At 62.8% G+C, this 16,123-nt stretch carries 14 protein-coding genes; 6 read left to right on the top strand and 8 right to left on the bottom strand.

The genetic code is table 11. The features are described 5' to 3' along the window. Positions 1-65 precede the first annotated feature (65 nt). The 6 genes from R3P93_RS16400 to R3P93_RS16375 are packed head-to-tail and all read right to left on the bottom strand — an operon-like array spanning position 66 to position 6,310. On the bottom strand, positions 66-803 hold the full coding sequence (locus tag R3P93_RS16400; protein WP_394855316.1) for a sulfite exporter TauE/SafE family protein: 738 nt from the start codon (positions 801-803) through the stop codon (positions 66-68). Continuing rightward, on the bottom strand, positions 803-1,798 hold the full coding sequence (locus tag R3P93_RS16395) for an ABC transporter ATP-binding protein (RefSeq protein WP_317533473.1): 996 nt from the start codon (positions 1,796-1,798) through the stop codon (positions 803-805). The genes R3P93_RS16400 and R3P93_RS16395 overlap by 1 nt, the downstream gene beginning before the upstream one ends. Then, the gene (locus tag R3P93_RS16390) at positions 1,791-2,810 is read right to left on the bottom strand and encodes an ABC transporter ATP-binding protein (RefSeq protein WP_317533472.1); all 1,020 of its coding nucleotides are present in this window, start codon (positions 2,808-2,810) and stop codon (positions 1,791-1,793) included. Before R3P93_RS16390 ends, R3P93_RS16395 begins: the two co-directional genes overlap by 8 nt. After that, a complete protein-coding gene (locus tag R3P93_RS16385) occupies positions 2,807-3,793 on the bottom strand; it encodes an ABC transporter permease (RefSeq protein ID WP_149406927.1) in 987 nt (328 codons plus the stop codon). The genes R3P93_RS16390 and R3P93_RS16385 overlap by 4 nt, the downstream gene beginning before the upstream one ends. An 8-nt stretch (positions 3,794-3,801) precedes the next feature. After that, entirely contained in the window at positions 3,802-4,731 is a 930-nt protein-coding gene (locus R3P93_RS16380; RefSeq protein WP_068048905.1) for an ABC transporter permease, read from the bottom strand. Position 4,732: 1 nt separating this feature from the next. Beyond that, entirely contained in the window at positions 4,733-6,310 is a 1,578-nt protein-coding gene (locus tag R3P93_RS16375; protein ID WP_094640497.1) for an ABC transporter substrate-binding protein, read from the bottom strand. Between the two features lie 339 nt (positions 6,311-6,649). Between R3P93_RS16375 and R3P93_RS16370 the strand changes: the two genes are divergently transcribed. After that, complete coding sequence (locus R3P93_RS16370) at positions 6,650-7,645, top strand: 2-hydroxyacid dehydrogenase (protein WP_317533471.1); 996 nt, start codon at positions 6,650-6,652, stop codon at positions 7,643-7,645. Next, the gene (locus tag R3P93_RS16365; RefSeq protein ID WP_149406930.1) at positions 7,642-8,037 is read left to right on the top strand and encodes a universal stress protein; all 396 of its coding nucleotides are present in this window, start codon (positions 7,642-7,644) and stop codon (positions 8,035-8,037) included. The genes R3P93_RS16370 and R3P93_RS16365 overlap by 4 nt, the downstream gene beginning before the upstream one ends. 7 nt (positions 8,038-8,044) lie before the next feature. Here R3P93_RS16365 and R3P93_RS16360 read toward each other — a convergent pair whose 3' ends face one another. Both R3P93_RS16360 and R3P93_RS16355 read right to left on the bottom strand, forming a co-directional pair. Further along, entirely contained in the window at positions 8,045-8,221 is a 177-nt protein-coding gene (locus R3P93_RS16360) for a hypothetical protein (protein WP_188078738.1), read from the bottom strand. Positions 8,222-8,929: 708 nt separating this feature from the next. Beyond that, positions 8,930-10,072: a hypothetical protein gene (locus R3P93_RS16355; protein WP_287454789.1), complete on the bottom strand. Its 1,143-nt coding sequence runs from the start codon at positions 10,070-10,072 to the stop codon at positions 8,930-8,932. Between the two features lie 173 nt (positions 10,073-10,245). On the opposite strand from R3P93_RS16355, the gene R3P93_RS16350 reads away from it, so the two are divergent. The 4 genes from R3P93_RS16350 to R3P93_RS16335 all read left to right on the top strand — a co-directional run bounded on the left by R3P93_RS16350 (position 10,246) and on the right by R3P93_RS16335 (position 16,071). Then, entirely contained in the window at positions 10,246-11,736 is a 1,491-nt protein-coding gene (locus tag R3P93_RS16350) for a site-specific integrase (RefSeq protein ID WP_235386888.1), read from the top strand. 236 nt (positions 11,737-11,972) lie between these two features. Then, positions 11,973-13,529 (top strand): hypothetical protein, encoded by a 1,557-nt coding sequence (locus R3P93_RS16345; protein ID WP_052683786.1) that lies wholly within the window; start codon positions 11,973-11,975, stop codon positions 13,527-13,529. Positions 13,530-13,705: 176 nt separating this feature from the next. Continuing rightward, positions 13,706-15,703, top strand: a complete 1,998-nt coding sequence (locus tag R3P93_RS16340; protein WP_287454775.1) for an integrase — start codon at positions 13,706-13,708, stop codon at positions 15,701-15,703. Further along, entirely contained in the window at positions 15,685-16,071 is a 387-nt protein-coding gene (locus R3P93_RS16335; RefSeq protein WP_317533470.1) for a hypothetical protein, read from the top strand. Before R3P93_RS16340 ends, R3P93_RS16335 begins: the two co-directional genes overlap by 19 nt. Positions 16,072-16,123 lie beyond the last annotated feature (52 nt).

Raw genomic sequence — 16,123 nt, 5'->3', positions numbered from 1 at the left:
CGACACCGACTACCCGATCGACGCGTTCCGACACGAGATGGCGATTCAACTCACTATTTCGTGAGTTAGGCGAGCGCCGACACCTGCTGGACAACGAGCACGAGCGCGCCGACGGCGGAGACGCTGATCGCGACGATGCGTAGGCGTCGACGGTCGAGCACGCGGTTGACGAGACGGGATAGCAAAAATCCGAGAACGGTCGCCGGGGCCAGGAACACGAACAGCGTGGCGGTATGGGCATCCACCGCGCCGGCGACCGCGAGTACCGCCAGCGAGATGATCGAGCCGACGAGAAAGAAGCAACTCATGGTGCTGCGCAGTTCGGCTCCGGTGTTGCGTTGCCACACCAGGGCCATCGGCGGTCCGCCGATGGAGGTGGCCGTTCCCAGAATTCCCGACGCGGCCCCGGCCACTATCAGATTTCGTCTGTGCGGCAACGGGACCCAACCGAAGGACGTCAGTGCGACGCCGCCCAGCACCACCAGCGCGAGCAGGATGGCCAGTCCGCGCTCGGGCAACAGCACGAGCAGTAGTGCGCCCACCACCGAACCGGGCAGCCGACCGGCCAGCGCCCACCCTGCACCCGAGAGGTCGAGGGCCGTGCGATCACGAACCAGGACGAGCACACTGACCACGACGGCCAGCATGATGAGCGTCGCCGGGATCAGGCCGGGGTCCACGATCGCCACGATGGGCGCGGCGAGCATCCCCATGCCGAATCCGATGGACGCCTGCATCGCCGATGCGAAGAAGATGGCCAGGGCGACGACGACGAATCCGGTGATGCTCAGGTGTGTCGCCATCACGTCCCGGCGGCGACGAGGCCGAGATTGCCTGCGACGAGGGGATAGTGGCATTCGGCGATGTGATCGGCCTCGTCCGCGTCGAGCGCAACCGGGGGTGCCTCACTGGCGCAGAGTTCGGTTGCCTTCCAGCAGCGTGTTCGGAACCGGCATCCCGACGGCGGATTCAGCGGCGACGGTACCTCGCCCTTCAGCAGAATCTTTGTCCCGCGGTTCGACGCGTCGAGAGTGGGTGCGGCCGACATCAACGCCGCGGTGTACGGGTGGGCGGGCCGATCGAATACTGCCTCGGTGGCGCCGGATTCGACGATGCGCCCCAGGTACATCACCGCAACACGGTCGGCGACGTGTCGCACCACCGACAGATCGTGCGAGATGAACACGTAGGAGATGCCGAGTTGCGTCTGCAGATCGTTGAGCAGGTTGAGCACCTGCGCCTGTACCGAGAGATCGAGTGCAGAGACCGGCTCGTCGCAGATGATCACGTCGGGGTTCAGCGCGAGCGCCCGCGCGATGCCGAGGCGTTGGCGCTGACCACCGGAGAACTCCTGCGGGAAGCGGTTCTCGTCGCTCGGGCGCAGGCCCACCAGGTGCAGCAGTTCGCGGACCCGTGCCGAGCGATCGCGGCGAGTCTTGTACAGGCCCTTGTGGGTTCGCCACGGCTCGCCGATGATGTCGCCTGCCGTCATGCGTGAGTTCAGGGAACCGTACGGGTCCTGGAACACCATCTGCACGCGTCGACGCCACGCGAGGAGTTCCTTGCCGCGCAGCGCGAACGGATCGATGCCGTCGAAGGCGACCGTGCCCGAGTCGGGTCGTTCGAGCATCATCAGGGTGCGTGCGAGAGTGGATTTTCCGCAACCGGATTCGCCCACCAGGCCGAGGGTTTCGCCACGCCGCAGGTCGAGATCGATGGCGTCGAGGGCACGGAGCTTGCCGCGGCCGACGTCGAAGGTCTTGTTCAGACCGCGCACGGTCAGCAGTTGCTCAGACATGGCTGGTTACCTCGTTCGGGAAGTGGCAGGCCGACATTCGGCCGGTACCGACGGATTCGAGCGGCGGGCGAGCACTGACGCAGATGTCGCGGGCCAGGGGGCAGCGGGCCTGGTACACACACCCGTCGGGAATGGAATGCAGGTCCGGTGGCGTGCCGCCGATCGACTTGAGATCCTCACCGCGGACGGCGTGGACGGGCACCGAGTCGAGCAGTCCCTTCGTGTACGGATGGCGCGGTTCACCGAACACCTCGGACACCGGTCCGGTCTCGACCACGTTGCCCGCATACATGATGGCGACCCGATCGGCTTCCTCGGCGACCAGCGCGAGGTCGTGGGTGATCAGCACGACGGCCATGTCGTGTTCGGTACGTAATTCCTTGAGCAGAGCCATGATCTGGGCCTGGACCGTCACGTCGAGCGCGGTGGTGGGTTCGTCGGCCAGCAGTACCGACGGACTCAGTGCCACGGCCATGGCGATCAGCAGACGTTGGCGCATACCGCCGGAGAACTGGTGTGGGTACGAGTCGGCGCGTGATTCGGGCTCGGGAATTCCCACTCGGGTCATCAGCGCGATGGCTTCCGCGCGTGCTTGCTTAGCGGACATACCCCGGTGAATCCGAAATGGTTCGGCCAGTTGAGTTCCGACGGTGTAGACGGGATTGAGGGCCGTCAGTGCGTCCTGGAAGACGATGGCCAGTTCGGTGGCGGCGATGGTGCGCCGCACCTTGGTCTTGGCGGTGACCAGGTCCACCTCACCCATCTCCACCGAGCCGCCGGTGATGTCGGCGATGGGCTCGAGCAATCCGACGATGGCCTGTGCCGTCATGGACTTACCGCAGCCGGATTCACCGAGCAGAGCGAGGGTTTCACCGCGTCGGGCGGTGAAGGTGACGTTGTCGACAGCGCGAATGACGCCGGACGGAGTCCGCAGATCGACGGTCAGTCCGCGAACGTCGAGGGCGACGCTGCCGGTATCGGGTCGCTGGGGTGCGGTTGCCGGTGCGCTCATGAAACGACCTTTCGTACGGGGAGCAGGCGAGACCGCTTGGAGCGGGGGACGTTGAGTCGCCACCGCTGCGCCGGATCGGTGGCGATGCGGGCCCAGGCAGCGAGCACGGTGGCCGAGACGGTCGTCAGCACGATGGCCAGACCGGGGAAGAACGAGAGCCACCAGGCGGTCTGCAGGTAGGTGCGGCCCTGCGAGACCATCAGTCCCCACGAGACGTCCGGTGGCTGAATGCCGATGCCCAGGAAGCTCAGTGACGATTCGGCGAGAATGACGAAGCAGAAGTCCAGGGTCGCGACGGTGAGCAGGGTCGGGAGCAGAATCGGGGCCACGTGCCGTCTGATCACCGATCCGCTCTTCGCACCGAACGTACGGGCGGCATCCACGAACAACCGACTCTGCAGTTCCGCGGACTCGGCGCGGGCGGTGCGCAGGTAGATCGGAATGCGCGTAACAGTGAGGACCAGAACGATGTTCGCGGCACTGGGCGAGAAGACGTAGAGCACCACGACGGCCATCAGCAGCGACGGGAAGCTGAGGATCACGTCGGCGACGCGCATGGCCGCGGTCTCACGCCAACCGCGATGGAAGCCGGCCCACATGCCGATGAACGAGCCGATGATCGCCGAGAGGATCACGGCCGGAATAGCCACCGAGAGTGTGGTTCTGCTGGCCACGATCAGCCGGGCCAGCATGCTGCGTCCCAGCGGATCCGTGCCGAGGATGTTCATCCACCCGGTGTCGAGGGTGAACGGCGGCAGATTCGAGCGGTCCAGATCCTGATCGGTGGCAGCGTCGCCGACGAGCATCGGGCCGAAGATCGCGGTGAGGAAGACCAGTACCAGAATCGCGGCGGCGACGGTGGCGACCCTGTCGCGCAGCAGCAGCTTCCACAGCGGGGCCGACGCCTTGCGGGCTTCCACCGGAACCGACGGTGGAACATCCTCGGGCTCGGATGTTTTCGGTGCTTCGAAGTCGAGTGACATGTTCTTACCTAGACCTTCACCTTGTCGCGAACCCGGGCGTCGAGCAGTGCGTAGCAGGCATCGATGACGATGTTGAGCACGAATATGCTCACCGCGGTCAACAACACGGCCGCCTGCAGAACAGCGAAATCTCTCTGCAGGATGGCGTCGATCATCAACTTTCCGATGCCGGGCCAGCCGAAGATGGCCTCGACGACCACCGCGCCGTTGACGAGCCCGACCATGAGGTCGCCGGCAACGGTCAGCGCCGGTGCAGCGGCGTTGCGCAGAGCGTGGTGGGTGACGACCCGAAGATCGCCTGCCCCTTTGCTTCTGGCCAGTCGCACGTACGGTGCCGACAGCGCCGAGACCATCGCGCCGCGTACCACCTGAGTCAGTACGCCGAGAGGGCGAATGAGCAGGGTGGCGATCGGCAGTACCCAGGAGAGCATTCCGCTGTCGACGCCCGAGGTGGGCAGCCAGCCGAACAGGATGGCGAAGACGTAGACACCCATGATGGCGAACCAGAAATCGGGGATGGACGCGGCCGTCATCGACAGCAGGCTCGAGATGCGATCGGCCAGCGAGTTGGGTCGGTAGGCAGCCCAGCACCCGATGATCACAGCGCCGAGGATGGCGAGGAACATCGTCGCGAACGCCAACTGCAGCGTCGCGGGGAACGCGCGTAGTGCCATAGCCGACGCGTCCTCACCGGTGCGCAGCGACTGCCCGAAGTCGAGTTGCACGACACCCTTGAAGTAGTCCATCAGCTGCGTCAGCACCGGCTGATCGAAGCCGTTGGTGGCGCGGAACGCCTCGCGTTGGGCCTGGGTTGCAGATTCGGGCAGGTACAGGCTGGTGGGGTCGCCGGTGAGCCGAGCGAGGAAGAACACGCCCAGCAGAACGACGAACAGCGGGATCAGGCTGGTGTAGATCCGTCGGCGCAGGAATCTGAACATGTCAGGGCCTCTCGGTGTCGGCGCGGGTCATGGCGGCCAGGTGCATTTCGTCGACCGTGGCCGAGTTGGGGGTGTAATCGACCGAGGATGCCTTGGCGAGCACCCCGTTCATGTGCGCGATGTAGGCCATCTGCATGATGTCTTTCGGTTCGTCGGCGAACACCTGCGCGTAGGCGGCCTGCCTGTCCTCGCCGGTGAGAGCCCCTGCGGCAGCGATCTTCCGGTCGAATTCAGCTGTGCCGTAGGCACTCTGGAATCCGTCACTGGTGAAGTACTGATCGACGGTGAACGCGGAGTCGCCGGCTTGATTGCCGTGCTGAATCACCAGCAGATACGGGCCGACGTCGGGGAACGGCCGCTCCTGGTACTCGGCGGTGCCTGCGGCGTCCATCATTTCGATCGTGACGTTCATGCCGATCTTGGACAGTGAGTTCTGGATGACCTCTACCGTCTCGTTGATCTTCGGGAACTGCCCGGTGCGTCCGATCAGGCGGATCTCGGTATCGACGGGTACTCCATCGGCCCGGGCCTCGTCGATCAGTGTGCGGGCCTGGTCCATGTCGTAGGGCCACGGTGTCAAGTCCTCGTTGAAGCCGACGACACCCTCGGAGATCAATTGTTCTGCAGGGGAACCGAGTCCACGGAACAGTGCCTTGACGATGCCCTCGCGATTGATGGCGTAGTTGATCGCCTGGCGTACGCGCATGTCGTCCAGGGGCGGTTGCATGGCCTGGATGCGCAACGCCGTGGTTTCGTTGTTGGGGTACGCGACTCCCAGATCGCCTGCACCGTCCTCCGGTCCGACCGAGGTGGCGATCTCGGCCTCACCGTTGGTGACCATCGAGGCGCGGACGCTGCCCTCGCTGCGCCACTGGTACTCGGCCCTGGCGTACTCGGGCTTCGGGCCCCAGTAGGTTTCGTTGCGCACCAGCGAGAGCTTCTGGCCGTAATCCCAGCGCTCGATCGCGAACGGTCCCGTTCCGATCGGCTCGCGTACCCGCTCGGTGTAGCTCGAGGTGCGGGGCACCATCTCCACGAACGAGAGCCGAAGCGGCAGAATGGGATCGGGCTCGGGCGACTGCACGGTCAGCGTCATCGGGTCGACTGCGGTGACCACCAGGTTCGCGTCGCCGAAGACGTATCCCTCGACGTTGCAGCCCAGTTCGGAATTGACGGTGCGATCGATCGAGAACGCGGCGTCCTCGGCCTCGAAGGGACTGCCGTCGCTGAACGTCACGCCGGGGTGGATGGTGAACGTCCATTCGGTGTCGGAGGTCTGCTCCCACGAATCGGCGAGCTTGGGCTCGAGATCGCCGGTGCTGGGGTTGCGTTCCATGAGCGGCTCGGTGATGTTCGAGCGCGTCACCACACCCACCGACGTGAGCGAGACGTCGCAGGCTTCGAGGGTCGGCGGCTCCTGCGGCAGAACGATGCGAAGAGTATCTGCGCGGGCGGCTCCGCCGTTGTTGGAGTTGGCGACTGTGCATCCGCTCGCGACAAGTGAAAGTGACAGCGCGCCAACGGCTATTGCGGCGACACGGTGGGTCCGTCCCTGCTGCACGAAGAGTGCAGGGCTCATGGTGGCCTCCAGTGGGAAAAAGGATCCGCGTCTGCAAGTCGCAGCCGAATCTGTGACGGTAGACACACGGTATGAGCGGGTCATCTCCACCGTCAACCGGACGAAATCGACTTTTCGTCCAGTTCTGTGGGTCACAGTGACGGCTTGACTGCGGTCCGAGTCACAGCATTGCTGGACTGACCAGGCAAGATGCATGACAACCCCGGCAGAGCTGCATCGGCGACGCGTCGTTCATGCCGTTTGGGTATCGGTCCATGTTATTTCCGTGTTGGACAGGTATTCGAAGGGCGGCATACCGTACAGGAAACGCGCACGCTCCACCATCTCGCGAGGAGAACCATGGTCACCGTCAGCTCGCAGAAAACCTCTGTGTCTCAATCCGATTCGCAACGAAGCGGTCGAGTTCTCCGAGTGGGACCGCTGAAGCCGTCGTTGATGGACACCCTGGTTACCGAGTACGACGCGCTGGAACTGCCCGAGGGCGACGATCGCGACGAGTTCCTGTCCGAGCACGGTGCGTCGATCTCTGCGGTGGTCACCTCCGGCCGCACCGGCGTCGATGCCGCCTTGATGGCCCGGTTGCCGCAGCTGGGAGCGGTGGTGAACTTCGGCGTCGGCTACGACACCACCGACGTCGACGCGGCAGCCGAACGTGGCATCGCCGTCAGCAACACCCCCGACGTGTTGACGGACTGTGTGGCCGACCTCGCCGTCGGTCTGGTGATCGACACCGTGCGCGGCCTGTCCTCGGCCGAGCGATTCGTGCGCGCCGGCCGCTGGCCCACCGAGGGCAACACGCCGCTGACGCGTCAGGTCACCGGAAAGCGTGTCGGAATCATCGGCCTCGGCCGCATCGGCTCGGCAATTGCCGATCGGCTCAACGGTTTTCGCTGCGAGATCTCGTACCACAATCGCAACGAGATAGACGGTTCGCCCTACGTTTACGCTGCCAGCCCGACAGCGCTCGCCGAGAACGTCGACGTACTGATCATCGCCGCATCCGGCGGTTCGGGGACTGCGCATCTGGTGGACCGCGCAGTGCTCGAAGCTCTGGGACCGCAGGGGTACTTGATCAACGTGGCCCGCGGGAGCGTCGTCGACGAGGAGACCCTCATCGAGTTGCTCGCAGCGGGGCAGCTCGCCGGAGCCGGCCTGGACGTGTTCGCCCACGAACCGGACGTGCCCGACGCTCTGGTGGCGATGGACAACGTGGTGCTGCTGCCGCACGTGGGTAGCGCGACGGTGGAGACGCGGGCCGCGATGGAAGCGCTCACGCTCGAGAACCTCGATCGCTTTCTGGCCGACGGCACCCTCGTCACGCCGGTGACGCGATGACCGTCGTCGTCGGCTACTCGCCGACCACCGAGGGAAAAGGCGCACTGCCGTTCGCATTTCGCGAGGCACACATGCGTGGGACGGACCTGATCGTCGTCGCCGAGGACAGCAGTGCATCCGATGCCGACTTCGGTGCGGCCGTCGAATCCGCCCGCGAGGAGGCGTCGGCCATCGGCGTGACGACGAAAATTCACGACAACGAGGCCGGCCGCTCGCACGCCGACAATCTGATCGACCTGTCGTTCGAGGAGCAGACGCAACTGGTCGTCATCGGCATCAGGCGTCGATCACCCGTCGGAAAGCTGTTCATGGGCAGCATCTCCCAGCGCGTTCTCCTCGAGGCGCACTGCCCGGTGACGGCCGTCAAGCCGCCGGTGGGGACGCCGCGTTGAGTGCGCTTCATCGGCGGGTCCTGCCGTGTCGAATCAACACCGCGATACCCAGTCCGATCAGGGTCAGAATCAATGGTGCAACTATCGCCATGTTCGAGCCGATCGCAGTGAACAAGATGAACGCCGCGAGAGCCGCGAGGAAGTACACAGCAGCGAAACGCGGTGTCCAGAAAACAGTGTCCATCGGGCCCTCCTGAGTGAGAAGCGATGTGGCGGCGTCCGAAACCTTTACCGGAAGCCGCACTGGTAAATCCTAAGTCAAAGTAACGACCGTCCGCCACCCCTGTCATGCAGACGATCCATCTATCCAAGAATCTCGCGTAGCGATTTCTCGAACCTCGCTGGTGCTCGAATTGGCATGTCGATTTCGTGTCGGTGGGTCGGGCTACGGTTTACGTACTCACGGGGGAGAGAGTGGCGGGAGCGTCCGGCGATCTGACGCCAACGGCTCGGCAAGGTCCCCACCCACGATGTCTCGACCCCATCTGGAAGGAACCTGCCAGGTGCCAGCACAAGCCTGGATCACCCTCATCGTCGGTTTGATTGCCGTCGTCGGCGTGGTGGGAACCGTCAGCCAGCGCACTCGTGCGGACAACCGTTCTCAATCCTGGCTTCACTAGTCCGTTGGACACGTGTCCGGAGTATTTCTGCGAAGTGCTCTCGTCTCGCAAAGTGCTTCGTGGCGCGGATGAGGTTGAAGGCGCGCCAACACCAGGCAGGTCGCGCTGAGGCAGAACCCCCGACGAAGGTGCGAGAAGGGGTGTCTCAAGGTCTGGGTGGAATTGTTCGTTGATTGCGTGACCGCGATGGACGTGGTCGCCTGTGAAGGCATCGAGGTCGGCGGTCCGACTATCGGGCACCTGCCAATGGAATTGGCAGGTGCCTCAATGCTTTAAACAATCTCGTCCAGCCATCTGTCGATGACGCGCTTGAGGACATCGGGTCGAAGGCGCTTGACCTCTTCGATTTCGGTAACCCTTTTTCTGACCTTCGCAACCCACTCGGACGGGAAATTGAACGGCAATCGTTCGGAAGTGCGTGGCGTCCGTACCGGGGTTTTGCTTAGCTCCTCGGTCGGAAATAGGTCGAGCAAAGACATCATCTGGCGCGGGGTGGGTGCGAGCGGTTGCCCGGCGACTCCCCACTTCAGAATGGAGTTTCCGGCGCTTTCCACACACAAGCCGTCTTTGTGCGCGAAGTCGTGCCGGATTTGAGAGAGCTCGTAGAAGAACTCCGACTTCACATCGTTCCTGTCCCAACCGTGGCCTTCGGCGTCAGTTCCGTGTGCGGTCGCAAGTCTTTCCCGATACACGTCTTCCCACATCGCAGCGATGGTGCCGAACCATTGGCCATATGCCATCCGGTACAGGGGTGGAGGTGTGCCACCGCTGAACATCTCAGCAAAAGCGGCGGCTTCGTTTCCGGGTGTCATGATGGAAGGGGGAGCGGTCATCAGGCTCGATAACATCGACATGGGAACTGCACCATCAGTATTTGTGCTCTGCAGCTTCATTGTCGGCACATTCAGGTGGTCACCGACGGCCTTGCCGTTGTCCTTTGATTCACGCCACTCAACGATTTTCGTCGACAGCGCGTGGCACGCGGTCAGTGTGAGCAGCAGCGCGACCCGGTAGCTCTCGGCGAATTCGGCGATCACTTCGTCGACCGTTTGCACGCGTAGGGAGGGGTCCCCATCCAGGGTTGTCGCAACCGATCCAGCGGCAGCTCGTAGCTCATCCAATGCGTCGCGCAGCTCACCGTTCGTTTTAGGGAGGTTAGGTTTGCCCAGTGAATCGAACTTGTGCAGAGCCGCCGCCAGCGGAGCGATGGCTAGCGCGATGTGTCCCGCGGGCGCATCGCCGTCGAGAGCTTCGATCTGGTCCGCGAACACGCCTTGGAGCGTTCCTACGATAGTGGCCATGTTTATCCGTGCGTCGCGGTCGACGGGTAGGCCGCCCGTCAGCATTTGATCCGTGGTCGAGTGCACGGAGCGGGCGTTCGCGAGCCAGCGTTCGCGACGGTCGTGGAGTGCCATTCCCACAGGATAGACACTGCGCATGTGACGGGATCCGTGTTCGAGGACTGGTGAAGTTCTGTTCGGACAGTCGGTCCGCGTGTCTGGCGCAGGTCGCTTTACGGTCGGTAATACCCTGCAGGTATGAGGCAAGGTCTGGACCGAGCGCAACTCAATATCGGTTGAGGTGAATCGTGGCGGTCGGCTGGTTCGTGAGATTCTACGATTTCAGCCGCCCGTTAGTTCGAGTTGACGTCGCGGGGATCGCCTTCGACGATGTACTCGCACTAGCCAAAGCCAACGGGGCCAGACATGGAACGCCTTACTTTCTGAGTCCAGGGGGCAGGGCAGATGGCCGACTCAACGCTTTTTGGCGCTCGCCGGTGCTTTGGGGCGCAGCAGATAGCACAGTCCGTCGCTACGCCCTCAGCATCAAAGTCTGGTTGGACTTCCTACACGCCGTGGACGTCGAATGGACCGCGGCCACCTCGAACGACCTCGCAGTGTTCAAGAACTGGCGGATGTCAGTAGAAAGCAATCCGGATCCTGTATCTGCCAACACATTCCGGTTGGACCTGGCTGCCGTGCGGAAGCTGTATCTGTGGGCTGCAGACGAGTGCGGCGTGGCGAATCCCGTGCGGAGCCATGTGCTGTCGGGCGGCTACCGAGGCGAAACTCGGCTGGACGCCACGCCTTCGGATATCCGCACGTCAGACGTCAAATGGATGACTCCTTCGGCATTTCGGCAATGGCGCACCATCGGTTTGAGCGGATACACGCGCGACGGCCAGCAGCGTGAACGGTGGGTTGGACGCACAGAGGACCGCGACGTCGCGTACGCAGACGGGCTCTACGGTGCCGGGCTGCGGATGGGGGAGTGGGCCAGCGTGCTCACGTCCGAAATTCCCGGGGTCTCGACGGAGCGACTACTGCGTCTCAGGCTCGCATCGGCCTGCGCAAAGTCCGGCGTCTCTCGTCCCTACTGGTTGCGGCGAGCGGTCTTACAGGCTGTTCGGTTCTACATCGAGGACGGTAGCCGTCAGGCGGTAGTGGCAGCAGCTCAGCGCAATGGACGGTACGACGTCGTCCCTAATAAATGGGTGGTCGATGAGATCGGTTCGAACGGCATCTTGCTGGCAACCGATCAGGACGGGGTGCGACGTCGGGTGAATGTGGACAGCGTGGGTCCTTCGTTGCGGAGTCGACTGTTCATCCGTACTCCGGCGGGATTGGAACCGATGATGTTGTTCCTCAATATGGATGGTCTTCCGCGACATAAAGCAGCTTGGTACAACACCTTTCGTGATGCGAACAGGCGAGCGGCAAAGGAGCTGGGTGACCGGTCCGGGAGGCTGTGGTGTCGCCCGCACATGCTGCGGCACAGCTTCGCGCTGCGGTGGTACTGCATTGCGACCTTCGTCGCCTGGCAACGAACCGACATGCTCACCGTCGCCGAGCGCCGAGATTTCCGCAACCAGCTGGGCGACGTCTGGTTCTTGTTGGCGACGTTGCTCGGGCACCGAAGTGCGGAAACTACCAGGCAGGTCTATCTGGAGCCGTTTCAAGGGTTGCAGGTCGAACAGCTGGTGGCGCTGATGGACGCAGACGATCGGGACGCGCTGGAGCGGTTGGCCGGCGCTGTCGGTGCCGGGCATCCGCGTGTCATCGAGGGGATCGGGCCGTGACGGTGGGGAGGCCTGCTACGCCGCCTCCGGCGGGGTGGGTGGCACCATTTGTATGCGGTCCAGAGCTTCAGGTGCCGTTCATCAGTGAGGATGGGACGCAGCGCGCCGTCTTCGATTTCGATCGCCTGCCCTGTGACGTCAGGGTGCGAAAAGAACTGGCGACGTGCTTCACCGCCGTGAACGGGCCGTTGGGGACGAGCCGTCGCGTTAAAACTGCGCAATCTTATTGGGGCACAGTGCGGTTCGTCTCGAAGTGGCTGGCGAAGACGCGCCCGGGACTACGGTCGCTGAGCGAGTTGACCGCTGCGGACATCGAGATGATCTGCATGGCGCTGCGGTTGCCGAGTGGGGACAAACGTTGTTACGAGTTTCGGGTGCTTCTGCGTGCCGGCACGGTGCAGCTCCGACCGGGCGTCATCGACAGGTTCGCTCAGTTCGATAAAAAGGTTCGATCCGACCCCGCGCAGCCGTATTCCGACGTCGAGTTTCAGCGCATCACAACGGTATTGCGCGCGATGGTTCGGAACGCGAAAAGCCGGCTGCGTGAACATCGTCAGCTGGTCACGGACTACCGAGCCGGAAAATTCGATGATCTCGATCGAAACGAACCACGCGTGGTTCTTGCCGAGGTGCTCGACTACTGCATGCGGACCGGCTCACTTCCCCTGACCGGCATACGCACACCGAAGCGATCCGCCAGGGCGTGGCAGGCGTATCTCGTCGGCGGCAGCCGTCCCCTCCACACGCTGATTCACCTGACCGCTGGGGAAGCGTGGGCATTCGCGATGTTGCTGGCCGCGACCACCGGACACAACCGATCGGTCATCGAAGCCCTCCCTGCCCGTCACCATCTCGCGACCGCAGCGGACGAGCCTCAGATTGCCCTGGTCGAGATGAACAAACCCCGCAGAGGCCGGCGAGCTCGAATGACCGTTCCCCTGACCGGCGTGCCGCCTGAGCTACGTTCGCCCATGGCCGACCCCCGACCACCGCGCATTGCAGAGACGTCACTGACCAGTGCATACGGAGTGTTCACCCTCCTCCTCGACCTCACCGAGCCCGGCAGAGCAGTCTTGAACACCCAGTGCGCGTTCGTCTACTACAACCCAACCCCGCCCGCCCGGGGCGCGGTCGTATTGAGCGATGGACTGCCCGCCGACGGGGACCACCGCCGTTGCCATCCCCGCTGGCTTCGGCCCTGGCTGACCGGAAACGAACAGGACGACGCACTGCTCCTCGGGATTGGCTTCAACCGTATGCGCAAGACCTACCTGGAGCGGACCCGGACGCCGACCGCGCACACTCCAGCAACATTGGCCGGCTACCTCTCCCGGATGGACACTGTCCGCTTCGAGGGATTTCAGATCGTCCACGAAGCATTGGCCGAACAAGTCGAGTCGGCGCTTGCGCGCCGTGAGATGACACTCGAGCAGAATGCGATGGTCGCGGGCGACGATACGGCGTTGGGGGTATGCACCGACTTCACTCATTCACCTCTCGATGGTGGTCGGACATGCTCTCAAAACTTCCTCAGTTGTCTGGACTGTTCCAATGCCAGAGCGTTACCTCGGCATCTACCCATGCAGCTCGCCGTCCTCGACGCGCTGCGCGACCTCAGAGCCGCTCTGACAGCCCACCGATGGGCACTCGAATACGCCGGTCGTGTCGCGCAGATCGAGGACATGATCAGCGCATACGAGCCTGCACAAGTACGCGTGGCCCGCGAGAAGATCTCCGACGATGAGCGCCGCCTGGCTCTGCGATTACTGGACGGAGTGTTCGACACGCCATGAGTCGGCCAGCATCGGCATCTGCGCCCGAATTTCCCGTAATCGACGGCATTGCAGCAGTTCCCGATGCTCCCGTGTTCCACCGCAGGCCATTGCACGAAGTCGGGTCGATCGGTGCACCTCGGTTCGGTGACGATTTCTGGGACCTCACACCCGCGATGCATCTCAGACACCGGAAAGTGACCGTGAACTGGCTGGCATTTCCCGCCGAGTTCCGTGAACCGATGAAGCTTTACACCTTCGCGCTGATCAACGTCACAAACCGTTCCCCACGGCTCGTCGCCGCCAACAGCGGATTTCCATCCCTTCCGACGATCAAGCACGACCTGCAACACTTGCGACGTTTTGCCGGGTGGCTTGTCGGACGCGGCTATCACAGGTTCGATCAACTCCACGACGATGACCTCGACGACTACGCCAGGCTCGTACTTTCCAGAGAAGATACTTCGGCGAGGGTCAAACGCTCGTTGTTGTGCGCAGTCATGAGACTGCACGCATACCGGGAATACCTGCCAGAACACTGTCGACTGCAGGTCGTTCGTTCTTTGTGGGGAGCAGCCACCGCAGGTCAGATCGTAGGCGTTTCAAATGCAAGCAGATCGGAGAACGCAACATCTCGCATCACCCCGGATGTCATGGGAGCACTGCTGTCCGCCGCGCTCGTCACCATCGACGTCATCGGCCCTGACATAGTCGGTACCGCCATCACGGTATCGACCATGCGCCGAATTGCCCACGAAAGCATTGGCAGGCAACAGCCATCTCGATGGGGTAAGCCTGATCTGGCCGGCGCGACAGCGAGGTTCGAGACCCTACTTCCGGCGTTGCGGGAGGCGAAGATCCCTATACCTGGGATCGGAGGCAGCGCCCTCGGCATAGATGTCGAAGGCCTTGCGGTCGGCAGCTTCATGGACACGACAACCCTCAAGGGGATGGCCTCACTGATCTCCGACATTGCGCAACAACGGATCCCGACCACAGTGGACCTCCTGCGAGTAACAGACTTTTCAGAGATCACTGGCCACCGATGGCGGGATGAACCCGTCGGGGCCCGTGAGTTGCTCAAACTGATCGACCACGTCGTCGCAGCGTGTTTGGTACTCACCACCTACTTGTCGGGCATCAGGCCAGGGGAAGCGCTGAATCTCAGACGCGGTTGCATCAGCCGCTCGAAAACCCTCGAGCTCGTATTCCTCTCGGGCACCCAAGAGAAAACCCAACCCGGTCGCCGCGAACGCTCACCTGCGACCATTCCGTGGGTTGTCACCGAGCACGTCGGCAGGGCCATCGCTCTCCTGGAACAACTGGCTCCAGGAGAACTACTGTTCCCCTACGCCGGGAGATACACGCCAGATGCGTTTCAGCACTCCAGTTCTCGTGTTATGTCCGCCAGTCGTGCAAACCAGCGAGTGCGTGCTTTTGTCGAGTGGTTCAACACCGACATTGCCGGGACAGTCGGACACGAGCAGATAGCCGCCGACCCCCATGGGCCGATCACGCTGTCTCGATTTCGCCGTACATTGGCCTGGCACATCGTCCGCCGACCGGGTGGACTCATTGCCGGAGCAATTCAGTACGGGCATCTGCGAACTCAGATCACCCAAGGTTATGCCGGTCAGGCTGATGCAGGATTCAACGACGATGTCGGATTTGAGGAGTTCTTGCTGCGCTGCGAGACCATCCATGCGGACCACCAACGACTACAATCTGGCGAACAAGTTTCCGGCCCAGCGGCCAGCAGTTACATCGGCAGGGTCACCGCTGCCCGAGAATTCCTCGGGCACAGCGTGAGTTCCCCAGCGCAAGCACGGGCGTTACTCGCCAACGAAACCCTGCAGATTCATCACGGAGCGTTCCTCACCTGCGTCTACCGAGCTGAGACAGCAGCGTGTCGAGATGCGGCCCAAAGCGATACCGCTCCGGTCTGGCGGAAATGCAAGCCCAGCTGTCGCAACATCGCTCGAACGGACCAGGACATCGATGCTCTCGAAGCGCACAACGATGATTTGATCAGCGACCCGCTCCAGCTGCATCTACCGCTTCCGCTGCGGGCGCGTCTCAACGAACGCACAACGTCGAACTCGGCGATCATCTCCGACCATCGAGGCACGGCGACATCAGCATCCAATCTGCACAAACATCAACCACAGGCGGAAACGTGGACAAGCGAGTTCTGATTCAGAAAGCAATCGCAAACCTCATCTCGGGGAACCCGACCTGCTCAGACGGCAAGCTTACGGTCAGCAACCTGGCGAAGGAAGCAGGTTTGCACCGGCAGAGGCTCTACGACGAGTTCCCTGACCTGGTCGAACACTTTAGAACGCAAGCGGGGTCATTCGCCCCGGTCGGTGTCCAAAAGCAGCTGCAACTCGCAGAATCAGCCATCGAGCAACTCGGCAAACGTAATGACGAACTTGTCCAGCAGATTAAGGAACGCGAACTGCGAATAGAAGTCCTTTCTGCTCTCGTCGTCGAACTGACCCTCCAGCAGAAGCAGCTCAATCTGGTGTATCTGCGTCCGAATCAGGCTGGGCGACATCCCTAGGCGCATCACCTGAAGCTTCCCTGGACGGCCGACTTCGCTATCGATCCTTGGC

Source organism: Rhodococcus cerastii (assembly GCF_033042195.1).
Taxonomy (GTDB): Bacteria; Actinomycetota; Actinomycetes; order Mycobacteriales; family Mycobacteriaceae; genus Rhodococcoides.
This window is presented reverse-complemented; position numbering and strand designations above follow the sequence as displayed.